The following is a 19,746-nucleotide window of genomic DNA, read 5'->3' on the forward strand; positions in this document are numbered from 1 at the left end:
CCGCGCAATGTTGAACGGCCGTGCGAAGGCCGATTGGCTAATGCATGCCGCCGGTCTGAGGCGATGGCATTGCGGCTGTATCTCGGCGATGAACCTCAAAGTCCATACAGCAAGACTGTAGCCGGCACCGTATGCGGTGTTTTTTGGCGCGACTGGCTAGGGCAATCCACAGATACCGGCAAAGGTGAATCAGCTTAAACTCGCGACTCACCGGAGGTTACAGGATGATGGCCAACCCCTATGCTCCCTATCAACCGCAGCGCAGGCGCGTTTTCGTGAGCTACCACCACCGCGGGGATCAGTTGTACTATGAGGAATTTTCAAAGGTATTCCACGACGGCTTCGAAGCCATCACCGATAATTCTTTGGAGCGAAGGATCGACAGCGCGGACTTCGGTTACATCATGCGGTGCATCCGGGAGAACCATCTCAAGGGCAGTTCATGCACGATCGTGCTTTGTGGTCGCGACACGCCGAAGCGCAAATACGTCGATTGGGAGATCGAGGCGTCGCTGGATCAAAGTATGGGTTTGATTGCCGTCTTGCTTCCGACCCTTGAAGTATTTTCGAACGGCGGCACCGCAAAGCCGGATCGTTTGCAGGATAACATCGACAGCGGATATGCGGAATGGGTTTGGTGGCATAACCTGCGCAGCAATCCGGCCTTGCTCGCGACCATCGTCGAACGCGTGAATTCCAAATCCAGCCGATTGATCATCAACGCCAGGCGTCGAATGGACAGAAATGGTTGAATATATCACACGCGATACTCTTCGCAGTACCGGTGGGACACTCACCGAGCAGGCCTCCGTTCTCAGAAAGGCGCAGGCGCGCTCCCCTCAAGGCTCGACCTTTCTGAGCCATTCCTCAAAGGACATCGACATTTTGCCGGGTGTCATAGCGATACTCGAACGCCACGGCGCGACGGTTTACGTGGACAAGAAGGACGACTCGCTGCCGCCGACGACATCGCGCGATACAGCCACGATCCTCCGCGGCAGGATACGGCAGTCGCGCAAGTTTCTCCTTCTCACGACCACGAATTCGAAGGACAGCCGATGGATGCCGTGGGAGCTGGGCCTGGCCGATGGCTACAAGAGCCCGACGAATACTGCGATCTTTCCCGGCGTGGACTCGGCAACTGAGCGAACTTGGGCGGAGCGCGAATATCTCGGCATCTACGATCGCGTTGTGTACGGCGATCTGCAAGGGCAACCGAGGCCCGTGTTCATGGTCTACAATCAGGAAAAGCATACGGCGACCGAACTGTCCGTTTGGCTGAAGGCTTGAGAGTTGGTGTGCATATCGGGCGGCTTTTTAGCCGGCGACTGATCAAAAAGGGGATTTTCCGGTGGCGAAGTCATCCAAAATACGCGTCATGATATCGAGCCGCTGCAACGACGACTTTCCCCTGCGAAGCAAGGACAACATGAGGTTGACGGATCTCCGCGTGGAGATGAAGAACGAAATCGAAAGCAGCAAGACGCTTGGCAGCAGCGTTTACGAAGTCTGGATTCACGAGGATGCGGGCGTCTCCGCCGAACGAGATTCATGGGAGGAATGCGTGCGCCAGTCCCGCGACTGCGACATGTTTCTGATGCTGTATAACGGAAATGCTGGCTTCAAGGGAAAGGGCGAGTTCGCGTCCGTGGGAATATGCGACGCTGAATTTCAGGCGGCTTACGCCACCGCTCCATCGAAAGTAACCGTAGTAGACATCTTCGAACGCGATTCACCGGCTGCACCGTCCGGGGCTCACCATAAGGTTTTTCAGAAACGAATCGAAAGGGAAAGCGTGTTCGGTGCCCGTCCGACCAGTGTTCGAGAACTGAAGGACGCAATCCGGCGCGCAGTGGTTTCACGGACCATCGAGTTGACCCAGAAAGGTGTCGTATCGGGTAGGCAGGGACGAGGCTATCTCGGACCGGCGCTGGACTGGAAACGGCTCAGCTACTCGGAAAGAGCGGATAAAGTGACAAGTGCTGTCGTATCGGCGTTGGGCGGCCGCTTAGACGCAGGTACGTGCACGATCGAGCTCGACGACCGTATCCTTCTCTGCAAGCCTGCATCCATTCCGGACTCGCTTTCTGTAGCAGCCGCCCGCGAACTTGTAGGCCAGCCGCATCTCCGAGACCACATTGAGTCGGCCAAATTGAAGAAATGTTATGGTGGCCCGGTGCACTTGATAGCTTGCCAAAGGGGTGCGACCGAAGCTCAAGCGCAACGGATGCTGGGCTTTCCCAATGCGACAGTCGTCGCCGGCCCCTTCGGCGTCTACATCGTCGATCCGATCCAGGCTATTCAGCTCGTCTTGATCACAGATTGTTGGGACGATTACGCTACGCGCCTGGCCGTCCAACGCTTTCTGGATTGGCTGCCCCAATCGGCCCAGCTACCCTTGTTGGTTCGAACAGCTAAGAAAAGGAAGGAAATCGTCGACTTGCTGGCGAAGGACATCTGACCGATCCGCTCGCGGCGGACCATTGCGCTACCCGCCTTCCTCCCGTCCCTACTGCAGTGGTTCCTCTGCGGCGGCGGTCCAAAACGTGTGACGATCTCAAGGGCCCAGGAGACCTATTCAACGACAGGCCCGCGGCAGCACCGGAACCCTGTTCGCGATCACAAGCGTCGCGCTTTCGGAAGTTTCCAAGCCGATCTTTTGAGCGAGCATGACGTCGCCAGGCACAAGCGCCCGCACGGGATCGACGCACCACTCCCATCCCTCCTTGCCCTCTACGGCCCGTTCCGGATGTTGGCGGAGGTCCCGTAGTGGATCCGATACCGCGCCCCAGTGTCGCCACCGATGACATCGAAGCACCTGTCCGCATCGAACTGCTCGCGCTGTCTGGACGACAGCCATTCGCGAAGCAGCCGGCGACCGCGCGCTTCCGGGTCGTTCTGAGCCCGGATGGTCGCAAAGAGCGCGCGCACGCATTTGAAGCGCGAATGATCGCGGTCCTTGCCGATGCGATGCAACATCTCTGCCGAACTGCGTCTTGTCCGGACTCGCGCTTTGTTGTCGCTCGTTCGCTAGTTCAGGAAGCAAACTACGTAAACGCGGCGGCAAAGTCCGTCTGTAATGCGGACCTCGGGAATGGCGGTGGCCAGCTGCAACTTAGATTGTTGCTGTCGCAAATATGCTTGCTTTATCCAATCTTGCTAGGGTAACCCCGAGTGGAAACAACTGGCTGAACGTGCTTCGATCGTGGAGCATGTGTTCTATCGTTCGATAATGCGCCCCCGGCGGACTTTTGGACCCGAGCAATCTCGCGGTTATCCGACGCAAAGGCTTTTCGATGATTAAGGGGGACTAAGCCATGAGCTCGTCTCAGATCGATCATGCAGAGACAGCCGAGCATATGTCCGACGCCGTGACTTATCTGCAACGGGTCGCGCTTCGAGCCGGCTTCGAAGGTATCGCGGCAGAACTTGCAATCATTGCCTACCGCTTGAAAAGCATGGCAATCGACGAAAATCCTGCCAGCACCGAAAACTTGGGACGGAAGCACTGATTTTGAAGATCTTCACCCGGCAGCGAGCGTGCTACCGTTAGAGTTCAAGAAAGCCCCTTTTTATGCTGACCATGACCGCCGTTATGCGGTTGCTTGCGCCTAGTTTGCGCATCGAGTTTCCCAAGTGGAATTCGACGGTCTTTTCAGAAATCGAGAGTATCTCGCCGATCTCCCAGTTAGTCTTCCCTTCCTTGCACCACCGCAGACATACCACTTCCTTTGCCGTCAGCGTATGGTCCCGATTTTTGACGCTTCCTTCAATACCCTCTAAAACTCTCATGGGCCCCCACCTTAAAATCACTCGTTAAAAACCCGTCCTTTTCGCACTGGTTTTGCGGCCATAGCAATGCCCTGCAACCATTAGTCTATCGGAATTTTTTATGCGCCCATAAGACGATTACCCGCTGCCGATGGTCTACTCGTTAAAGCGAATAATCGACGGGTACAGATCGTCAGGCAACCGGAGCCGAGAAAAGGTTGGCAAGGTCTACGCCCAATGCCGCAGCCAATTTGTCCAAGGACTCCAGGGTCGGATTGGCGCTTCCGACCTCGATGGCGCTGACCAGCGCCTGACGTATCGCGGCCTCGTCGGCCAAGTCGTGCTGCGACCAGCCGCGGCCGTGCCGCAACGTTCTGACGTTGCGCGCTAGATTACGCCGTACTTGTGCTAGGCTTCGCTTTCCCATCCGGCCCATTCTCGATCACTGGAGCCTTCGGCGTCTACTCTTTAAAGATGGGTTTTAGAAAATTTGCTGGCGCCGATCCTCGGACGGTTCAAGCCAAGTCAGTAAGCGTGTTCCGTCAGCGCGACTAGGCCATGCCCGATCTGCAGAGCCTTTGAACTTGCCGGCAGCCTATCGGGCCGTCAACGCCGTATCAGCGACGGGTTGAGCTCTCACCGAGGTTTTCGTGGGTCGTCCGCAGCATTGAGATAGTCGATGTCGGTCGGTCCGACGCCGGTGATCTGAAACACCACTTCTTCATCCCTCGTTTCGGCGAATTATCAAACCTTAGGCGGCACGTAGGAGAACGTACCGGCCGGGAAGGCCATCAGCTTCGATCTGACGACATCATCGCCTCGAATACATCGCCTGGCACCGCGATATAGCCATCGCTTACGACATCGACCTGAAACTCGCCCTGCGTGAACGAGAAGTGGCTTCCTTTCGTCGGTCCCGCGCTTTGACTTTTGCCCTTGGAACTGCGGCTCCGTCGATGGCGTGTGAATGCGGTATCGAAGCGACGATGCCCGCCTGCAGAAAATGTTCGGGCGCCAGCGGTTAATCCATTGCACGATGGTATCGCGCACTTTGGTATCGGACGGCGACCGGGCTCGCCTCCGGTGCTCCGCCTCAAGCGCTCCTACGTGACCCGCGCCTCCTGCACCAAGGTATCGACGATACCATCGTACGATGGCGCATCGCTCGGATCGCTTTCGGATAGGCCGGTGTCAACGGCTCGCGCGGTGGGAGACTCGTAATGGGTAAACTGTCTGGGAAAGTCGCGTTAGTGTCGGGAGGAAGCAGCGGCATAGGGCTGGCGAGCGCCAAACTGTTTGCTCAGGAAGGGGCGCTGGTGTTCATCACTGGCCGGCGCAAGAAGGAACTCGAAGACGCGGTTGCCGAAATAGGCCACTTGGCGACGTGGATACAAGCAGACATTTCAAACCTTGCGGACTTGGACCCCGTGTATGAAGCGTTTAACGCGGAAGCCGGTGTCATCGATATCCTCTTCGCCAACGCTGGTGTCGGAGATTTTGCGCCTTGCGCGGCGCCATTACCAAAGAACACTTCGATAGGATATTTTCGATCAACGTGAGTGGAACACTATTCACTGTTCAGAAGGCGTTGCCGCTCCTGAACAACGGCGCCTCTATAACTCTGACCGGATCCACAACGGGCACGACCGGTACTCCTGCATTCAGCTGTACGGCGCGAGCAAAGCTGCGATCCGCAACTTTGTGCGAACCTGGTTTCTGGATCTCGCGGACCGGGCGATCAGGGTCAACGATTTGGTCCCAGGGAACACCTCCACGCCCCGCCCCGGGTGGCACGGCCTTGCTGCGTCCGAAGAGGTAAATCGAGAGATGGTGAATTACGTTGTATCGACGACCTCTCATGAGGCGGCTCGCTCAACCTGACGAGGTAGCTCGGGCGGCCCTGTTCCTTGCTTCGGACGAAAGCAGCTACGTAACCGGAAGCGAAATCTTCGTCGACGGCGGTTCTGCTCAGACCTGAGGCAACTTAGTGCTTCGAAAACGATCGCCGATACTCCCTCAGGCATTCGCCGACAAATGTCACGTTCCACATCGTGGTGCGACCAAGCCTCGAAGGACGGCTTTGAAACTCACCTCGGGGATACCAGGACCAGTCCCTCAAGGACTGGAACTCGATGCAGGTGAAGATTGATTTGCCTTGAACGGTCGTTATCGTCCAGCGCCTCAGCGAGGACGATTTGAGGCGGCTATGCCTTCGCCGCGTTTCGTAGATGCGCCCCTGCTCCCGAGCCGCTTGGTCGCCGGCGGGCGAATGCGAACTTCATACCACGCATTTGAAATTGATGTCCGATGCTCGTTAAGGCTGCCCCTCCAGCCGCGTTGAAACTTGCAGCCCGCCATGGCAGATTAGAGTGACCTTGAGGCTACACCCCGGGGCTACACCAGAGATCCTCTGGCGTGCAGTAAGACCTGATTTTAGGGGGCTTTCTCGAAGCCGTTTTATTATGGCGGAGAGGGAGGGATTCGAACCCTCGATATAGTCAGAGCAAAAGAGCAATAATCTTGCTCGGAATGGACTGGCATTCCGCCGCAACGTGAGCATTGCTGTCGGGACCGGGAGCCGCCTAGGGCGCGCTTTTGGGACAAGCCCCACCGGCTGATTTGCCTGGGTGGGGCTGAGGTGGTGCGGCGGACGGCGTCGCACAAACCTAATGAGGCCCCCCATGACCAGGACCAAATCTCAACGTAAGACGACTGTTGCTCAATCGCGGCCAACGAGGAAGTTGGCCAAGCGCAAATCATTAAAACCGCAGGTTCGAGCCGATGCCGCTTCGGGCGCGCTCGGAAGAACAAGGAGTGGCACCAAGAGCGCGCAGGTCCTCGCGATGCTAAGCGATAAGGCGGGAGCGACGATCGCCGCCATCGGTGGCGCGACCGGCTGGCAAGAACATTCTGTGCGTGGATTCCTCGCCGGTGTCGTCCGCAAAAAGCTCGGCCTCAATCTGGTATCTGAAGCATCCGAAAGCGGTCGCCTCTATCGCATAATCGACACGTCGACGCTTCGAGTGAAGCAAGCGGCGTGATGCGATGCAGAGCAAACATCGAAACCACCCGTCGTCGAAGACATCCGTAGAGGACGAGATCGCGCATCTGCGCGGTCTCGCTCTCGGGGGCTTACGTGCCCGATGGCAAAGTATCTTTCAGCGATCAGCGCCTCCTCACCTGCCTCGACACCTCTTGATTGCGATCGTGGCCTATCGGATCCAGGCCGATCGATTCGGCGACCTCGATCAAGAGACACGGAGAGTACTGGATCAGAAAAGCGCCAATGAGTTGGGTTCGACAATGGCGGCACGCCTGGAGGCCTTCGACCGAAAGCGGACCGATCTCACACCGGGAACAGTCCTCGTTCGGGAGTGGGATCAGAAATCGCATCGCGTGATGGTGCTGGTTAATGGCTTTGCCTGGAACGGGCGGTCTTATGACAGCCTGACCAAGATCGCCTTTGCAATTACCGGTACAAAGTGGAATGGCCCCCGCTTTTTTGGTCTGAGGGGCAAACCGGCAAAACCGATGGCAAGACCATGAAGGTCGCCTCCGTTAAACTCGTCCGCTGCGCCGTCTATACAAGGGTCTCGACCGACCAGGGTCTGGATCAGGAGTTCAACTCGCTGGACGCGCAGTACGAGGCTTCTTCGGCCTACATCAAAAGCCAGGCGCACGCCGGATGGACCCTGATCAAGACCCGGTACGACGACGGCGGCTACTCGGGGGGATCGACGGACCGGCCCGACCTCCAGCACCTGCTCGATGACATCCGCGCCCGCAAGATCGACGTCATCGTCGTCTACAAGGTCGACCGGCTAACACGATCTCTCGCCGATTTCGCCAAGCTCGTCGAACTTTTTGATGCTCACGGAGTGTCCTTTGTCTCGGTCACCCAACAGTTCAACACGACGACCTCGATGGGCAGGCTGACGCTCAATGTTCTATTATCCTTTGCCCAGTTCGAACGGGAGGTCACCTCTGAGCGGATCAGAGACAAGATTGCCGCCTCCAAGCGAAAAGGAATCTGGGTTGGCGGTCCCCTCCCCCTCGGCTATGACCTGAAAGATGGCAAGATTGCCGTTGACGAGCGTGAGGCTGAGCAGGTCCGCCTTATTTTCCAGCGTTATCTCGAACTCAGCGGGGTCAACGCCCTAGTTCGAGATCTCAGGGAGCGCGGGCTCCGCACCAAGACAAGGCTAGCCTCAACCGGCAGTACCCGAGGTGGGATCCCCTTTGAGCGAGGAACGCTGTTCTATTTGCTACGCAACCGCTTCTATATCGGCGAGGTCAAGTACCGAGGCGAGATCCTGCCTGGAGAGCAGCCTCCGATTCTCGACCGCGCCCTCTTCGATGCGGTCCAGAAAAAGCTGACGGATCAATGGACCACCAAGTCCACCGCCCGGAATGCCGGCGACCACTTGCTGGCGGAACTTCTGTTCGACGACGCGGGCTGTCCTATGATCCCAACGCATGCGACCAAAGCCGGCATTCGTTATCGCTATTACGTGTCCCGCCCCTGCCTGCATGGAGAAACCAAAATAGCCGACGTCGGATCAGTAACGCGTGTTCCTGCCGCCGACGTCGAGGAAGTAGTCGTCAAATCCCTCAAAGAACATCTCAGAGGTCAAAGCGGATTGCCGAGTACGCCGGTCTACGACCGCAACACTGTCAGGACGTTGATCGACCGTATCGATGTCCAGGAGTACAAGTTGGTGCTCCACCTAAAATCTAACGCAGGTCAAATGTCTACGGAACTAGCACGCGACGCTGAGGGGACAGACAATACTAAGGACCTGATCGATCACCACCTCTCCATTCCCTGGCAGAAGCCACCGTCCAAGCGATTCCGAGAGATGCTGTTGCCTCATGGCACCCCGCGAAAGGATGTTCGCCCCGAACGACCAGAACGACGGCTACGACTTGTCAGTGCCATCGCGCGAGGTAGACGCTGGCTTGATGAGATCATTTCTGGCTCAGCCATCAGCGCCGAACATATCGCTTCGCGGGAGCGTTGCAGTGTTCGTCATGTCAACATGACAATTTCGCTCGCCTTCCTTGCACCCAAACTCGTCCGGGCCGCCGTGGAAGGCCGCCTTGCTCGCGGCATCAACATCGAGCGCCTGCGCGACGCACCCGCGGAATGGAGCCGGCAGTTCGAAGCGCTGGGTCTGAATCCGCAATAGCCTGCTGCCGATAAAGGCTGGTCGTTGCGAACTCGCGGGTCTGGTTCGCTTACCCATAAGCCACACGTCAGCCGCCGACCGTTCGCTGCCAGGAACGGGATTTTTGGATGCAGAGACACGGGCCTCGAAATCGCTGCTAGAGATTGCGAGTGCGCGCAGAGACCGGTAGGCGCCAAAAGGCACCGCGGAAATCCCGGCAGATACGGCCCATCTGGACCTGACGGAAAGCTACCCAGTTTCGGGGGACTGGGTGGTGGGTGCGACAGGGATCGAACCTGTGACCCCTACCATGTCAAGGTAGTGCTCTCCCGCTGAGCTACGCACCCAAAGCGCTGTTTGGATCGGGACCCTATAACGGACCGCGGCGGGGCAGGCAAGGACGCAAAGTGAGGCTTTTTTGGCGAATCAGGCCGCCAGCAACTTGTTCACTTCGCTGACCAATTCCCTGAGGTGCACGGGCTTGGCCAGCACCTTGGCATTTTTCGGCGCCTCCGAATCGGAATTGAGGGCGACCGCGGCGAAGCCGGTGATGAACATGATCTTGATGTCGGGATCGAGTTCCGAGGCACGGCGCGCCAGCTCGATGCCGTCCATCTCGGGCATCACGATGTCGGTGAGGAGCATTTCGAACGGCTCCTCGCGCAGCCGCTGGTAGGCCGACATGCCGTTGTCGTGCGGCGAGACCTTGAAACCCGCGTTTTCGAGCGCCTTGACCAGGAAGCGGCGCATATCGGTGTCGTCTTCGGCGAGGAGAATTTTCGGCATGACTGAATCGTCGAATCCGGCTTGGAGGATCTGTCCGAACAGTAGGCACGACAGACGGTAAATTTCGGGTGAAATTTGCGGCAGGCCTGAGGCTGCGACCACCACCTATTTGTGGACCGAACCCCGCAGCGAATCAACCTTGGTTGGCATTTCCTGCTTTTAAGACCCGTTCCAGCGGAAACCACACTCTTTTCACTTGGCAGAATGATCGCGATTACCGACAATGCCCGCCCATAAATCTCCGCTTTTCCGGCAGAATCAATTCCTGCGGGGCGAGGCGGACGCAAGGGACGGCGCCAAGGGAATGAGCGAATTTGCTGGCGAGTTGTCGCCCCCGTTCGAGATCGTTGAGCCGCAGGCCTGGCGCGCGCCGATCATCTTCAATTCCCCGCATTCGGGTTCGGTCTACCCCACCGAATTCCTCGAAGCTTCGCGCATCGATCTGACGTCGCTGCGCCGCTCCGAAGATTCCTTCATGGACGAGTTGATCGCGGGCGTGAGCGATCGCGGCTTTCCGATCGTCCGGGTCAACTTCCCGCGCTCCTATGTCGACGTGAACCGCGAGCCCTATGAGCTCGACCCGCGTATGTTCACCGGACGGCTGCCGAGCTTTGCCAACACGCGCTCGATGCGGGTGGCCGGCGGCCTCGGCACCATCCCGCGGGTGGTCGGCGACGGCCAGGAAATCTACCGCGAGCGGCTCGACGTCGACGAGGCGCTGCGGCGGATCGAGGTGCTCTACAAGCCCTATCACCGGGCGCTGCGCCGGCTTATCAACAAGGCGCACCAGGCATTCGGCGCCGTGATCGTGGTCGACTGCCATTCGATGCCGTCGGTCGGGGTGTCGCGTGACGAGCCGCGCCGGCCCGACGTCGTGATCGGCGACCGCTACGGCACGAGCTGCGCGCCGCTGCTGCCCGACCTGGTCGAGGAGATGATGAGTTCGCTCGGCTATTCGATCGGCCGCAACAAGCCCTATGCCGGCGGCTTCATCACCGAGCATTACGGCAACCCGGCGAGCGGCCTGCACACCGTGCAGATCGAGCTCAACCGCGCCGTCTATATGGATGAGCGCCACCGCGAGCGCGGGCCGCGCTTCGCCCAGGTCGCGGCCGACTTCGCGAAGCTGGCGGATGCACTCGCGAAAATTCCGTTCGGGGATCTCGGCCCGTTCCAGGCGGCGGCGGAGTAGACAAGTCTCGGACAGGCACTGCGGTGCCCGTCGAAGTCATGAACAGAGAATCCATTTCGCGACGCGAGCCGAGCGCCGAACTGGATTCCAGGTTCACGCGCGGAAATGTCGGCCTAAGAAAAAAGGGCCGCTTGAATGAACAAGCGGCCCAAGTCTAGGGAGGAAACGCCCAAGGAGGGCAGCGATAGCGCGAGGCGCTACCGCACCGCAACAATATGCGGCCGCGCTGCACAAAACGCAAGAACTTTCGAAACATTTCCTCTGCAATGTTGGTAAATCTGGCGAAACTGCAACAGGCCGCACGCTCTAATTTTTGTCATTTAGATTCAATTGCTTATGGCAAAAATCTGAGGCGTCCAGCGCCCTGCGCATAGCTTGTATACCAGGACTCGCAACTTCGTGATCCGCCGCCAAGCCCAGGAGACTTTCGAATCCTAAGCCAAACGAAAGTGGGGAACCCCGTCATCAGGCCGGGATAACACTCCGTTAATCGTGCGCGCCGCGCCGGATTGAGCTAGGCAGATCGCATCCGATTTCTACCGCGTCGTTTGCGCATTTCAGGGACATGCCGTGACGGTCATCGACTTCACCGCCTTCATCGGCCGCCTCGCGACCGCATCCGGCGAAACCATCCTTCCGTTCTTCCGGACCTCGCTCTCGGTCGACAACAAGAGCTCGAACGATTTCGATCCGGTCACCGAGGCAGACCGGGCCGCGGAAGCCGTGATGCGGCGGCTGATCAAGGCGAACTTCCCCCAGCACGGCATCGTCGGCGAGGAATTCGGCAATGAGCGCGAGGACGCCGACTATGTCTGGGTGCTCGATCCGATCGACGGCACCAAATCCTTCATCGCCGGCTTTCCGATCTGGGGCACGCTGATCGCGCTGCTGCACAAAGGTACGCCGGTATTCGGGATGATGCACCAGCCCTATATCGGCGAGCGCTTCTCCGGCGACAGCGGCTCGGCGCATTATTCCGGGCCGTCGGGCCATCGGCGGCTCTCGGTGCGGCGCTGCACCTCGCTGAAGGAGGCGACCGTGTTCACCACGAGCCCGCTGCTGATGAATCCGGATGACCGCGCCCGCTTCGGCCGCATCGAAAATGCGGCTCGCCTGTCGCGCTACGGCGGCGACTGCTACTCCTATTGCATGCTCGCAGCCGGCCATCTCGACCTCGTGGTCGAGACCGAGTTGAAGCCCTACGACATTGCCGGCCTGATCCCGATCGTCACCGGGGCCGGCGGCATCGTCACCACCTGGGACGGCAAGCCGGCGCAAAGCGGCGGCCGCATCATCGCCGCCGGCGATCCGCGCGTGCACGAAGCGGCGATGAAGCTGCTCAATGCCTGATTTCCTGGCGTGATCTCTTGGCCTGATTTCTTGAGTTGCCGCGCGATTGATCTGCGCCCATCCTGACGGCAACAAGAAAAGTCAGGGATGGATGGGCGCACATGACGATTTGCGGCAGGCTGCTGGCAACCCTTCTGCTTCACGCGCCCGGCGCAGCCTCGGCCCAGGATTATCCGACCAAGCCGATCCGGCTGATCGTGCCGTTCCCGCCCGGCGGGCCGAACGACATCATCGCGCGGGTGATCGGGCAGAAGATCTCGGAACTGGTGAAGCAGCCGATCATCGTCGACAACCGCGCCGGCCAGGGCGGCGTGCTCGGCACCGACGCGGTCGCGAAGGCCGCGCCCGACGGCTACACGGTTGCGATCGCGAGCGCCGGCGCGCTCGCCATCAGCCCGAGCATGGAGAAGGTCGCCTACGACACGCTGAAGGATCTCGCGCCGGTGACGCTGGTCGCGACCGTGCCGGAGATGCTGGTGGTCGCCACCAATGTGCCGGCGAACAACATGAGCGAATTGGTCGCGCTTGCCAAAGCGCAGCCGGGCAAGCTCAACTTCGCCTCCTCCGGCCCCGGCAGCCTGCCGCATCTGGCCTGCGAATTGTTCAAGCTGACGGCGAAGATCGACATCGTGCACGTGCCCTATCGTGGCGCGGCACCGGCGGTGAACGACCTGCTCGGTCAGCAGGTGCAGATGACCTTCCTCGACCTGCCGGTGATCCTGCCGCAGATCAAGGCGGGCGCGCTGCGCCCAATCGCGCTCGGCGGCCGTGAGCGCGCCCCGACCGCGCCCGACGTGCCGACCACGGCGGAAGCCGGCATGCCCGATCTCGTCATCGAGAACTGGTATGGCATGGTCGCGCCCGCCGGAACGCCGCCGGCGATCGTCGCGAAACTGAACAGCGTCGCCACCGAGGCGATAGCCGACCCGGCGGTGAAGCAAAAGCTCGCCGAGTAGGGCCTGACACTGGTCGGCGACACGCCGGACCATTTCCGCGACTTCGTCGCCGCCGACATCAAGAAGTGGGCCAAGGTGATCCAGGATGCCGGCGTCGTGACGGCGAAATAAGGGTGCCGTCAGCGCTGCGCTTCGGCCCGGAGATACTCCACGAGCTGCTTGGCCGCCCGCGGCAGCGCCTTGAAGCTGCGGGCGCAGATCGTCAGCCGGCGGTTAGCCCAGGCGTCGCGGATCCGGATCGTTGTGATCGGCATCGAAGCCGCGCAGCGCCGCGCAGCGGTTTCCGGGATCACGGCGATGCCGACGTCGGCGGCGACCATCTGGCAGATGGCGTCGAAGCCGCGCAGCCGGGCGCGAAAGCGTAGCCGCGCCCCGAGCTTGGCCGCGTGGCGCGAAATATGGACCTGCAGCGCCGACGTCGCCGTAAGCCCGACGAAATCGCGGCCGACCACTTCCTGGAAGTCAATCTGGCGGCGGCCGCCGAGATCGCTGCGCCGCGACGCCACCAGCATCAGGCGATCCTCGCTGAACAGGAAACGCTCGACGCTGTCGGGCAGCGCGTGTTCCGCGGCGAAGCCGAGATCGGCGGCGCCGCTGGCGATCGCGGTCGCGATATCGGTGCTCTCGCGCTCCTCGACATCGACGCTGATGTCGGGATATTCGTGCAGGAAGGCCGCCAGCGCCCGCGGCAGGTGCTCCGACAGGCCCGAAGTGTTGGCGAGCAGCAGCACGTTGGCGCGGACGCCGCTGGCATAGGCGGCAAGATCGCTCTGCAACGCCTCGACATTGTGGATCACGATGCGGGCGTGGCCGAGCAGGCTCTCGCCCGCCGCCGTCAGTTCGACGCCGCGGCGACCGCGCTTGAGCAGCGCGACGCCGAGCGCCTCCTCGAGGCCCTTGATCCGCTCGCTGGCCGAAGCCAGCGCCATGTTCGCGCGCGCCGCGCCCTGCGTGATGCTGCGCGCATCGGAAACCGCGATGAACAATTGCAAGTCGATCAGGTCGAACCGCATGTTTTTTCCCGCCCCATACCTTCGCCCGGTCCGAAGGCTAACTCCGTAACCTCCAGATTGTGCCGATCGGATCGATCGGTCAATGTGCCGCTATGGTCGACCATCTCCTGATCTTCATCGCCTTCGCCTTCCTGCTCGCCGGCTTCGTCAAGGGTACGCTCGGCCTCGGTCTGCCGACGGTCGCGATGGGGCTGCTCGCAACCACGATGCCGCCGGGCCAGGCGATCGCGATCGTGATCGTGCCGGCGATCGTCACCAATATCTGGCAGACCTTCGTCGGCCCCTATCTGCGCGACATCATCAAGCGGCTGTGGCCGCTGATGCTCGGCACCGTGGTCGGGATCTGGATCAATGCCGGGCTGTTGACCGGGCCTTACGCGGCCTACGGCACCGTCGTGCTGGGCGTGCTGCTGGTGATCTACGCGATCGTCGGCCTGAGCCGATTCAACTTCAAGGTCGCGCGCCGCAACGAAAAATGGATCGGTGGCGTCGTCGGCGTCATCACCGGGCTGATCTCGGCCGCGACCGGAGTTCAGGTCATCCCCTCGATGCCGTTCATGCAGGCGATCGGCATGGAGAAGGACGAACTGGTGCAGGCGCTCGGCGTCTTCTTCACCACCGCAACCATAGCGCTCGCCTTCAACCTCACCGCCTCGGGCCTGCTGACGGCGGCCACCGCACTGCCGGGCGCGGTCGCGATGGTCGCATCATTCACCGGCATGTTCATCGGCCAGGCTGTCCGCACACGGATGCAGCCGGACGTCTTCCGCCGCTGGTTCCTGATCGCGATGATCCTGCTCGGCATCTATCTCGCCGGCAGCGCGCTGCTCAAGATCCACAGCTAGGGCATGATCCGGAAAAGTGCGAAGCGGTTTTCCCTCGCGACAAACGCGGAACGCGTTTGCGCGGAGATCATGCCCAAACTAAAGGGCTGAAGCGCGAGGACGATTCACCCCAATCTCATCGCGCTTAGCGCGCCTCCAGCATGGCGACGCGGACGCCGAGATAGATGAAGAGCGCGCCGAGCGAGCGGTTGATCCAGGCGACTACGCCGGCCGATTGCCTGATACGGCCGGCGGCCCTCGCCGCAAACGCGGCGAGGCCGAAGCACCACAGCGTGCCGCCGGTGATGAAGATCAGCCCGAGCACCAGGAAGGCCAGAGTCTTGTGCGGCGCGTCCGCCGCCACGAACTGCGGCAGGAAGGCCAGGAAGAACAGCGCCACCTTGGGATTGAGGATGTTGGTGAGCGCCCCCTGCCAGAACACAAGCGAGATCGAGGTCTCACCGCCCTGCCCGGTGATCTCCGTGATCGGCTTGGCGGGCGACAGCAGCATCTGCAGGCCAGTCAGCACCAGATAGGCCGCGCCGATCAGCTTGACGGCCAGGAACGCGGTCGACGACGCCATCAGCAGCGCCGACAGCCCGATCGCCGCGCCCAGCACATGGACCAGGCAGCCGCAGCTGATACCGATTGCCGCAGCGGCACCGCCGCGCCATCCCAGCTGAATCGTGCGCCCAACGATATAAGCGGTATCCGGCCCCGGCGTGATGTTGAGCAGCAGGCCGGACAGGACGAAAAGCCAAAGTTCGTGAATTCCCAGCATGTCAGCGCAATTAACCTATGTAAGTAACCGCCCCGGAAAGGATGACCAGCCGACCGGCGCCATCCCGGCGACACACGAATCCAGTAGACAAACGGACTGTACGATCCGTTGGTCGCATGCCAAATCCTGCTACTATGCATTATAGGTGCCTGCAAACCGAGCTTCCGCCGGACCCGGCCTGTCTTGTAAGTATCGGATACGGTCACCTCGGCTGAATGGCCATTCCAGGGCACAGGAAATATGGAAAGACGGCTCGCTGCCATTCTTTGCGCTGACATTACCGGCTATTCCCGCATGATGGGCGCCGACGAGGCGGGGACGCATGCCTCGTTCAAGGCGCATCGCAGCGCGATCTACCCGATCATCCTCAACCATGGCGGCCGCATCGTCAAAAACACCGGCGACGGCTTCCTCTTGGAATTTCCGAGCATCATCGGCGCCATCGAAGCCGCCGTCGCCATGCAGACCATGATGGCCGAGCGCAACGAGCATCTGCCGGCCGACCGCGCCATGCATTTCCGGATGGGCGTCCACATGGGCGACGTCATGGCCGACGAGGACGAGGTGTTCGGCGACGACGTCAACATTGCCGTCCGTCTCGAGACGGTCGCAGCGCCCGGCGGCATCGCGGTATCGGACAAGGCCCGCACCGAAGCGGGGCGGCGGCTTGCCGTCATCCTGGCGGACGCCGGCCCGCACCGCTTCAAGAACATCGCCGAACCGATCCATGTCTGGACCTGGGCGCCGGCCGGATCCGATCTGCAGGAGAAGACCCCGGACGACGGTCCGCATCTGCCGGGGCAATACCGGACCGCAATCGTCGGCGTGCTGCCGTTCGACAATCTCAGCGGCGGCGCCGACGAATATTTCTCCGACGGCCTGACCGAGGATCTGATCCACGCGCTGTCGCTGCAATCCTTCTACCGCGTGCTGAGCCGCAACTCGACCTTCGCCTACAAGGGCAAAAGCGTCTCGACCCGCCTGATCGCGCGCGAGATCGACGCGACCTATCTGATCCAGGGTTCGGTACGCCGCGCCGGCAACAAGATCCGCGTCTCCGCCGAACTGATCGCTCCCGAGAAGGGCGAGCAGCTGTGGACCGGCCGCTATGATCGCGACATGGGCGACCTGTTCGCGATGCAGGACGAGATCACCGCCAACCTCTCCGCCGCGGTGGCCCAGGAGATCTACCGTGCCGAGGCCTCGGCACCGGCGCGCTCGCCGAATGCCGAACTGACGGCGTGGGACCGCTTCCTGAAGGGCCTGTCGCACTACTATCACCAGACCAAGGACGACTGCGACACCGCGATCGCGCTGTTCAAGGAGGCGATCGAGCTCGACCCCGCGCTGTCGATCGCGCGCGCCTATCTGGCGCTGATCCAGATCCAGAGCATCCAGTTCGGCTGGATCCCGAGCACGCGCGAATTGTGGGCCTCGTCGGTCAGCCTGGCCGAGAGCAGCGTCCGGCTCGACCCGCGCTCCTCGTTCGCGTTTTCGCTGCTGGCCTATCTGCACGCGATGCAGGGCCACTACGAAGCCGCGATGGATGCCATCAAGCGGGCGATCGAGCTCAACCCCTACGACATGGGCGCGCGCGGCGTGCTCGGAATCTGCCACATGGTGATCGGCGACCACCGCAAGGCGGTCGACCTGTTCTCGACGGCGGTCCAGCGTGGCAACAGCGACCCGCGCTACCAATGGGCCGGGCTGAACGCGTTCAGCCATTATCTGCTTGGACAATATGACGCGTCGCTGTCGTGGTCGCGCGAGGGGCTGTATCTCAACCCGAACCATCTGCAGTGCCTTGCGGTGCGCACCGCGGCGCTCGCCCAGCTTGGCCGCGCCGACGAGGCCGCGCAGGCGGCAGAGGCGCTGCTCGCCAGTCATCCCGATCTGACGGTCGAACGTCATTTGCGGAATTTCCACTGGAAGAACCCGGCCGACATCGCGCATTACCGCGATGGCCTCTTGAAAGCCGGCCTGCCCTTCGGCAAACTCGTTCTGGTTGCATCTACGCCGAAATTCGCCGCTGAATCCTGAGCGAGTTCATCCGCTGGTAATGGATGCTTTTTAGGCTGAAGCTTTTCAGGATGTGGTTTGATGTCCGATATGCCTGCAAGCGAGGCCGCTGCCCCGCAGGTTTCCCCCAATAATCCTTGCCCGTTCCTGCGCGCACTCGTCGCCGGCAACTATGTCGGCGGTCATATCGTGCCGCTGCCCGAACTGACCGGGACGATCGGACGCGCCACCGGCAAGACGGGCCTGGCGGGTGCCGACGCAAAGGCGAAGATCTTCATGGTCGCGCAGATGGCCAACGGCATCGGCCCGTTCAGCCAGTTGCGCAGCCTGACCCATGGCGCGATCCTCGACGAGCTGCGCAACGGCCCGCTCGACAAGCACGGCGCCGGCTCACGCATTCTCGACCAGCATGCGGTGGTGCATGAGGACGAGATCGCCAGGCTCGCCACCTTCGGCAAGGACTATCCGAATCCTGACGGTGGCACCGAACGCGGGCTGTCGGCGTCCGACATCAAGACCTTCATGGCCGCGAACTTCCAGCGCGCCAAGGACGAGCATCCGCCGTCCTACGCGATCCTGCACGGCTACTATCCGCTGTTGATGCTCGGCGAGTGGCCGGTGCTGCTCGACATCATGGGCAAGGGCGACGGCAACGACCGCTATCTCAGCGTCGCCGAGGTCAGGACGCTGTTCGTCGAACGGCGCTTTCCGGACCGCATCGTCACGTTGCTCAACGCCTGAGCCACAGGCCTTCCGCAAACAGGCGGATCACTTGAAAAGCGGCGTGCCCGGCACGAAGGCGTCGAACGCCGCCCAGAATTGCCCGCGATAGCGATCCTGCTCCTGCAGGATCTCGTGCTTGGAGCCGGCGATCACGAGATGCGAGCCGGCGCGCAAATGATAGGCGAACTCCTCGATCGCCGCCGTCGACACCACCTCGTCATTGCTCGCCGCCAGCATCAGGATCGGCTGGCGGATTTCGGACGGATACGACATGCCGCGGAAGGTGCGCATCGCCTTGAACGCGGTGTCGGCCCAGGCGATGGTCGGCGCCGCGATGCCGAGCGTCGGGTCTTCCTCCAGGATAGCCGCGTTGCGGGCGTGGCGCACCAGATCGCTGGTCACGGGATTGCCGATGAACGGCGCGAGGCCAACCAGTTCGCCGCCGCCGCCCGGAACGTAGCGGCCGCCCTGACCGGCCAGGCGCATGATCCGGAGCAGCGCGCTCGGAAAGAACGACACGCGCCGCCGCGGCAGGTCGATCATCGGCGCCGACAGCACCATGCGGTCGAACCAGCGCTTGCCGGCATGCGCAAGCCGCAGCATCACCGCGCCACCCATCGAATGCGCCAGCGCGAAATAGGGCGGCGGGCAATCCGGCAGCACCACCTGCTGCACGAAGGTCTCGACGTCGACCTCATAGTCGGCGAAGTCGCGCACATAACCCTTGCGCGGATCGCGCAGCCGCCGCGACGAGTGGCCCTGCCCGCGCCAGTCGATCGTCGCCACCGCAAAGCCGCGGTCGCGCAAATCGCGCACCGTCTCGAAATATTTTTCGATCATCTCGCCGCGTCCGCCGAACACGCAGACCGTGCCCTTGCGGCCGGGCGGCGGCGCCCAGCGCGCAAAGCGCAACTCGGCCCCGTCGGGGGTCTTGATGGTGCCACTGACCACGTCGTCCGGAACCGGATTGGCAGGAATCGAGACGAGCGTCATGCGGGGAACCGGTAGGTGGGACGGAGTGGAGATCAAGGGCACGGGCGTCAAAAGCGACGCTGTTTCCGTCCCTTGAACGCGACGTAACCCCTCCCATATCACCTCAGTGCAGGCCGCTACCAGTGTTTCGGAACCGGAACATCAGGCTGCACACATCTAAGCCCGGCCCG

Annotated in this window: 19 protein-coding genes, 1 tRNA gene and 2 pseudogenes; 14 read left to right on the forward strand and 8 right to left on the reverse strand. The window is 61.3% G+C overall.

The features are described from left to right. Nucleotides 1–224: 224 nt before the first annotated feature. The 3 genes from K359_RS0100155 to K359_RS0100165 all read left to right on the forward strand — a co-directional run bounded on the left by K359_RS0100155 (nucleotide 225) and on the right by K359_RS0100165 (nucleotide 2,461). Entirely contained in the window at nucleotides 225–752 is a 528-nt protein-coding gene (locus K359_RS0100155) for a TIR domain-containing protein (protein ID WP_245284477.1), read from the forward strand. After that, a complete protein-coding gene (locus K359_RS0100160) occupies nucleotides 745–1,290 on the forward strand; it encodes a toll/interleukin-1 receptor domain-containing protein (RefSeq protein WP_029077507.1) in 546 nt (181 codons plus the stop codon). Before K359_RS0100155 ends, K359_RS0100160 begins: the two co-directional genes overlap by 8 nt. A gap of 160 nt (nucleotides 1,291–1,450) precedes the next feature. After that, nucleotides 1,451–2,461: a hypothetical protein gene (locus K359_RS0100165; RefSeq protein WP_156928289.1), complete on the forward strand. Its 1,011-nt coding sequence runs from the start codon at nucleotides 1,451–1,453 to the stop codon at nucleotides 2,459–2,461. A gap of 272 nt (nucleotides 2,462–2,733) precedes the next feature. On the opposite strand, the gene K359_RS64205 is transcribed toward K359_RS0100165, so the two are convergent. Beyond that, nucleotides 2,734–2,976: a hypothetical protein gene (locus K359_RS64205; protein ID WP_245284478.1), complete on the reverse strand. Its 243-nt coding sequence runs from the start codon at nucleotides 2,974–2,976 to the stop codon at nucleotides 2,734–2,736. Nucleotides 2,977–3,317: 341 nt separating this feature from the next. Here K359_RS64205 and K359_RS0100175 point away from each other — a divergent pair, with 341 nt between their 5' ends. Continuing rightward, on the forward strand, nucleotides 3,318–3,512 hold the full coding sequence (locus tag K359_RS0100175) for a hypothetical protein (protein WP_029077509.1): 195 nt from the start codon (nucleotides 3,318–3,320) through the stop codon (nucleotides 3,510–3,512). A 37-nt stretch (nucleotides 3,513–3,549) separates the two neighbouring features. On the opposite strand, the gene K359_RS66095 is transcribed toward K359_RS0100175, so the two are convergent. Both K359_RS66095 and K359_RS65745 read right to left on the reverse strand, forming a co-directional pair. After that, nucleotides 3,550–3,792 carry a helix-turn-helix transcriptional regulator gene (locus K359_RS66095; protein ID WP_029077510.1) on the reverse strand — a complete coding sequence of 81 codons (243 nt, stop codon included), beginning with the start codon at nucleotides 3,790–3,792 and terminating at the stop codon, nucleotides 3,550–3,552. A gap of 172 nt (nucleotides 3,793–3,964) precedes the next feature. Beyond that, nucleotides 3,965–4,207: a helix-turn-helix domain-containing protein gene (locus tag K359_RS65745; protein WP_371261109.1), complete on the reverse strand. Its 243-nt coding sequence runs from the start codon at nucleotides 4,205–4,207 to the stop codon at nucleotides 3,965–3,967. A gap of 784 nt (nucleotides 4,208–4,991) precedes the next feature. Here K359_RS65745 and K359_RS50775 point away from each other — a divergent pair. The 4 genes and pseudogenes from K359_RS50775 to K359_RS0100205 all read left to right on the forward strand — a co-directional run bounded on the left by K359_RS50775 (nucleotide 4,992) and on the right by K359_RS0100205 (nucleotide 8,960). Continuing rightward, nucleotides 4,992–5,749: pseudogene (locus K359_RS50775) on the forward strand (SDR family NAD(P)-dependent oxidoreductase). Between the two features lie 703 nt (nucleotides 5,750–6,452). Further along, nucleotides 6,453–6,812 carry a DUF3489 domain-containing protein gene (locus K359_RS58520; RefSeq protein ID WP_084518241.1) on the forward strand — a complete coding sequence of 120 codons (360 nt, stop codon included), beginning with the start codon at nucleotides 6,453–6,455 and terminating at the stop codon, nucleotides 6,810–6,812. A 4-nt stretch (nucleotides 6,813–6,816) separates the two neighbouring features. Next, entirely contained in the window at nucleotides 6,817–7,317 is a 501-nt protein-coding gene (locus K359_RS50780; protein ID WP_035975754.1) for a DUF2924 domain-containing protein, read from the forward strand. After that, nucleotides 7,314–8,960, forward strand: a complete 1,647-nt coding sequence (locus K359_RS0100205) for a recombinase family protein (protein ID WP_029077513.1) — start codon at nucleotides 7,314–7,316, stop codon at nucleotides 8,958–8,960. Before K359_RS50780 ends, K359_RS0100205 begins: the two co-directional genes overlap by 4 nt. Nucleotides 8,961–9,211: 251 nt before the next feature. On the opposite strand, the gene K359_RS0100210 is transcribed toward K359_RS0100205, so the two are convergent. Together K359_RS0100210 and cpdR are read right to left on the reverse strand one after the other, a co-directional pair. Next, a tRNA-Val gene (locus K359_RS0100210) sits at nucleotides 9,212–9,286 on the reverse strand. A gap of 79 nt (nucleotides 9,287–9,365) precedes the next feature. Then, nucleotides 9,366–9,725: a cell cycle two-component system response regulator CpdR gene (gene cpdR, locus K359_RS0100215; RefSeq protein WP_016843340.1), complete on the reverse strand. Its 360-nt coding sequence runs from the start codon at nucleotides 9,723–9,725 to the stop codon at nucleotides 9,366–9,368. Nucleotides 9,726–10,029: 304 nt separating this feature from the next. Here cpdR and K359_RS0100220 point away from each other — a divergent pair, with 304 nt between their 5' ends. The 3 genes and pseudogenes from K359_RS0100220 to K359_RS50785 all read left to right on the forward strand — a co-directional run bounded on the left by K359_RS0100220 (nucleotide 10,030) and on the right by K359_RS50785 (nucleotide 13,334). After that, a complete protein-coding gene (locus tag K359_RS0100220) occupies nucleotides 10,030–10,917 on the forward strand; it encodes an N-formylglutamate amidohydrolase (RefSeq protein WP_029077514.1) in 888 nt (295 codons plus the stop codon). A 570-nt stretch (nucleotides 10,918–11,487) separates the two neighbouring features. Then, nucleotides 11,488–12,267 (forward strand): histidinol-phosphatase, encoded by a 780-nt coding sequence (gene hisN, locus K359_RS0100225; protein WP_029077515.1) that lies wholly within the window; start codon nucleotides 11,488–11,490, stop codon nucleotides 12,265–12,267. 101 nt (nucleotides 12,268–12,368) lie between these two features. Continuing rightward, a pseudogene (locus K359_RS50785) lies at nucleotides 12,369–13,334 on the forward strand (Bug family tripartite tricarboxylate transporter substrate binding protein). 8 nt (nucleotides 13,335–13,342) lie between these two features. On the opposite strand, the gene K359_RS0100235 reads toward K359_RS50785, so the two are convergent. Continuing rightward, nucleotides 13,343–14,236, reverse strand: coding sequence for a LysR family transcriptional regulator (locus K359_RS0100235; protein ID WP_029077516.1), 894 nt, complete (start codon nucleotides 14,234–14,236; stop codon nucleotides 13,343–13,345). Nucleotides 14,237–14,328: 92 nt separating this feature from the next. Here K359_RS0100235 and K359_RS0100240 point away from each other — a divergent pair, with 92 nt between their 5' ends. Next, the gene (locus K359_RS0100240; RefSeq protein WP_029077517.1) at nucleotides 14,329–15,081 is read left to right on the forward strand and encodes a sulfite exporter TauE/SafE family protein; all 753 of its coding nucleotides are present in this window, start codon (nucleotides 14,329–14,331) and stop codon (nucleotides 15,079–15,081) included. A gap of 124 nt (nucleotides 15,082–15,205) precedes the next feature. Here the strand turns inward: K359_RS0100240 and K359_RS0100245 are convergent, their stop codons facing one another. Continuing rightward, on the reverse strand, nucleotides 15,206–15,841 hold the full coding sequence (locus K359_RS0100245) for a LysE family translocator (RefSeq protein ID WP_029077518.1): 636 nt from the start codon (nucleotides 15,839–15,841) through the stop codon (nucleotides 15,206–15,208). Between the two features lie 240 nt (nucleotides 15,842–16,081). Here K359_RS0100245 and K359_RS0100250 point away from each other — a divergent pair, with 240 nt between their 5' ends. Together K359_RS0100250 and K359_RS0100255 are read left to right on the forward strand one after the other, a co-directional pair. Continuing rightward, entirely contained in the window at nucleotides 16,082–17,881 is a 1,800-nt protein-coding gene (locus K359_RS0100250; protein WP_029077519.1) for an adenylate/guanylate cyclase domain-containing protein, read from the forward strand. A 60-nt stretch (nucleotides 17,882–17,941) separates the two neighbouring features. After that, nucleotides 17,942–18,601, forward strand: coding sequence for a hypothetical protein (locus tag K359_RS0100255; protein ID WP_029077520.1), 660 nt, complete (start codon nucleotides 17,942–17,944; stop codon nucleotides 18,599–18,601). Between the two features lie 27 nt (nucleotides 18,602–18,628). Here the strand turns inward: K359_RS0100255 and K359_RS0100260 are convergent, their stop codons facing one another. Continuing rightward, nucleotides 18,629–19,576 (reverse strand): alpha/beta hydrolase, encoded by a 948-nt coding sequence (locus K359_RS0100260; RefSeq protein ID WP_029077521.1) that lies wholly within the window; start codon nucleotides 19,574–19,576, stop codon nucleotides 18,629–18,631. Between the last annotated feature and the right edge of the window lie 170 nt (nucleotides 19,577–19,746).

This window comes from Bradyrhizobium sp. th-b2 (assembly GCF_000426785.1).
Lineage (GTDB): Bacteria > Pseudomonadota > Alphaproteobacteria > Rhizobiales > Xanthobacteraceae > Bradyrhizobium > Bradyrhizobium septentrionale.

Excerpts from the sequence above, each read along its gene's own strand:
- K359_RS0100240 (WP_029077517.1), top strand. The coding sequence starts at position 14,329 with ATGGTCGACCATCTCCTGATCTTCATCGCCTTCGCCTTCCTGCTCGCC.
- K359_RS0100250 (WP_029077519.1), top strand. The coding sequence starts at position 16,082 with ATGGAAAGACGGCTCGCTGCCATTCTTTGCGCTGACATTACCGGCTAT.
- K359_RS0100220 (WP_029077514.1), top strand. The coding sequence starts at position 10,030 with ATGAGCGAATTTGCTGGCGAGTTGTCGCCCCCGTTCGAGATCGTTGAG.
- K359_RS58520 (WP_084518241.1), top strand. The coding sequence starts at position 6,453 with ATGACCAGGACCAAATCTCAACGTAAGACGACTGTTGCTCAATCGCGG.
- K359_RS0100255 (WP_029077520.1), top strand. The coding sequence starts at position 17,942 with ATGTCCGATATGCCTGCAAGCGAGGCCGCTGCCCCGCAGGTTTCCCCC.
- K359_RS0100260 (WP_029077521.1), bottom strand. The coding sequence starts at position 19,576 with ATGACGCTCGTCTCGATTCCTGCCAATCCGGTTCCGGACGACGTGGTC.
- K359_RS66095 (WP_029077510.1), bottom strand. The coding sequence starts at position 3,792 with ATGAGAGTTTTAGAGGGTATTGAAGGAAGCGTCAAAAATCGGGACCAT.
- K359_RS0100155 (WP_245284477.1), top strand. The coding sequence starts at position 225 with ATGATGGCCAACCCCTATGCTCCCTATCAACCGCAGCGCAGGCGCGTT.
- K359_RS0100175 (WP_029077509.1), top strand. The coding sequence starts at position 3,318 with ATGAGCTCGTCTCAGATCGATCATGCAGAGACAGCCGAGCATATGTCC.
- K359_RS65745 (WP_371261109.1), bottom strand. The coding sequence starts at position 4,207 with ATGGGCCGGATGGGAAAGCGAAGCCTAGCACAAGTACGGCGTAATCTA.
- K359_RS0100205 (WP_029077513.1), top strand. The coding sequence starts at position 7,314 with ATGAAGGTCGCCTCCGTTAAACTCGTCCGCTGCGCCGTCTATACAAGG.
- K359_RS0100235 (WP_029077516.1), bottom strand. The coding sequence starts at position 14,236 with ATGCGGTTCGACCTGATCGACTTGCAATTGTTCATCGCGGTTTCCGAT.
- cpdR (WP_016843340.1), bottom strand. The coding sequence starts at position 9,725 with ATGCCGAAAATTCTCCTCGCCGAAGACGACACCGATATGCGCCGCTTC.
- K359_RS50780 (WP_035975754.1), top strand. The coding sequence starts at position 6,817 with ATGCAGAGCAAACATCGAAACCACCCGTCGTCGAAGACATCCGTAGAG.
- K359_RS0100245 (WP_029077518.1), bottom strand. The coding sequence starts at position 15,841 with ATGCTGGGAATTCACGAACTTTGGCTTTTCGTCCTGTCCGGCCTGCTG.
- K359_RS0100160 (WP_029077507.1), top strand. The coding sequence starts at position 745 with ATGGTTGAATATATCACACGCGATACTCTTCGCAGTACCGGTGGGACA.